2 protein-coding genes are annotated in these 1,828 nt (G+C 73.6%); one reads left to right on the top strand and one right to left on the bottom strand.

All coding sequences use genetic code 11. The features are described 5' to 3' along the window. Positions 1–136: 136 nt before the first annotated feature. Positions 137–604 carry an SgcJ/EcaC family oxidoreductase gene (locus tag HW578_RS26100; RefSeq protein ID WP_198373622.1) on the bottom strand — a complete coding sequence of 156 codons (468 nt, stop codon included), beginning with the start codon at positions 602–604 and terminating at the stop codon, positions 137–139. Positions 605–845: 241 nt separating this feature from the next. On the opposite strand from HW578_RS26100, the gene HW578_RS26095 reads away from it, so the two are divergent. Continuing rightward, positions 846–1,658 carry an inositol monophosphatase family protein gene (locus tag HW578_RS26095; RefSeq protein ID WP_198373623.1) on the top strand — a complete coding sequence of 271 codons (813 nt, stop codon included), beginning with the start codon at positions 846–848 and terminating at the stop codon, positions 1,656–1,658. Positions 1,659–1,828: the final 170 nt, after the last annotated feature.

Raw genomic sequence — 1,828 nt, 5'->3', positions numbered from 1 at the left:
CGGCGTGGGCGTGCGCCCCGGCACGCCAACGAACCGCGGCGGTCCCGTCGACCGCGTCGGCCGCCGCTGATCTCCCGCGGGTCCGGGGGCGCGTCGGCCCCCGGCGGGGGTCGAGGGGGCGGCGCCCCCTCGCCATCTACCTCGGCGGCGCCGGCAGCCGGGACGAATGGTGGTCGGCGATCCGCCACAGCCCGTCCGTCCCGCGCACGAAGGTCATGCTGAAGCGCGACGGGTCGGAGGATGCGCTGCCGTCGTTGAGCCGCCGGTGGAAGGTGTACAGGCCCGAGGCGACCGCCACGCCCGGTGCGACCTCCCGCAGCGTGTAGTCGCCCAGCGTGACCGAGGTCGCCGCGACACCTGGCCTGGTGCGGCCGAAATAGTCGCTGATGGCGGCGGTGCCGATGGTGCGGCTGCGGCTGACGCTGCCCCACAGCGTGGCGTCGGGCGTGTACATGGCCGCCGCGGTCGCGCCGTTCATGCTGTCATAGGCCGCGACCCAGGCGGCGGGTGCCTCGGCGGCCTCGCGCGGCGGTCCGGCGGCAGAAGCGGTGTGGGCGGCGCATGCGGCGGCCAGGGCGGCGATGGCGAAGATGCGGCGCTGCATCGGGTCTCACTTTCATGGCATCGGGTTGCGTACCCCACCCTACGCCCCCGCCGCCCCGCGCAATGTGCGATGTGACACGCGCTGCCCCGCCATTCCCCGCGGGTCCGGGGGCGCGTCCGCCCCCGGCGGGGGGTTCGGGGGGCTGGCCCCCCGGTGCTCCCTCCGCTAACCCTTCCCGCGCTCTTTCTCCCCGAAGGTCATCCCGCGCATGTCGCTCGTCTCCGCTCGCCTGTCTCCCGCCATGCAGGTCGTCACCTCGGCCGTGCGCAAGGCCGGCCGGCGCCTGCTGCGCGACTTCGGGGAGGTCGAGCAGCTGCAGGTCAGCGTGAAGGGCCCGTCGGACTTCGTCTCCTCCGCCGACCTGCGCGCCGAGCAGACGCTGCGCGAGGAATTGTCCAAGGCGCGGCCGAACTTCGCCTTCCTGATGGAGGAATCGGGCGCTTCGGGCGACGAGTCCTGGGAATGGCGCTGGGTGGTCGATCCGCTCGATGGCACCACCAACTTCCTGCACGGCATCCCGCACTGGGCGATCAGCGTGGGCATCGAGAAGCGCATCGACGCCGAGCGCACCGAGATCATGGCCGGCGTGATCTACAACCCCGCCTCGGACGAGCTGTTCTGGGCTGAGAAGGGCGTGGGCGCCTTCCTGAACGACAAGCGGCTGCGCGTCTCGGCGCGGCGCGACATTCGCGAGGCGGTCTTCGCCACCGGCATCCCCTTCGCGGGCGTGCCGCGCAAGGCGGAATTCTCGGCCATTCTGCACCGTGTCATGCCGCAGGTGGCCGGCGTGCGGCGCTTCGGCGCGGCGGCGCTCGACCTCGCCTGGGTGGCGGCCGGGCGGTATGACGGCTTCTGGGAACTCGGCCTCAAGAAGTGGGACATCGCGGCGGGGCTGGTGATGGTGAAGGAGGCCGGCGGCTTCTTCTCCGACCCCGATGGCGGGGATGCCTATGCGTCGGGCAACATCGTTGCCGGCAACCAGGCGCTGCAGCCGAAGCTGCGGGAACTGGTGGCCGAGGGCATCGCCGCCGTGAAGGCCCACCAGGCCGGATGAGGCGCGGCTGCCGCCCGACCTGGTGGCTTGCGGGCGTCGCGCTGCTGCTGGCGGCGCCGCTGACCGCGGGCGCGCAGGACGCCCCGCGCCAGGGCGACGCCATGCCCGAATCCCTGCCGCCCGAACCGCCGCCGACCCCGGCCGCCCCGGCGGGGCCCGGGTCCGGAGGG

Source organism: Roseomonas rosulenta (genome assembly GCF_016106005.1).
GTDB lineage: Bacteria > Pseudomonadota > Alphaproteobacteria > Acetobacterales > Acetobacteraceae > Neoroseomonas > Neoroseomonas rosulenta.
Note: the sequence above shows the minus strand (reverse complement) of the source record. Positions and strands in the feature narration are given on the sequence as shown.

What these genes read in the sequence shown, in the direction of transcription:
- HW578_RS26100 (WP_198373622.1), bottom strand. Translation starts at nt 604, where the DNA reads ATGCAGCGCCGCATCTTCGCCATCGCCGCCCTGGCCGCCGCATGCGCC.
- HW578_RS26095 (WP_198373623.1), top strand. Translation starts at nt 846, where the DNA reads ATGCAGGTCGTCACCTCGGCCGTGCGCAAGGCCGGCCGGCGCCTGCTG.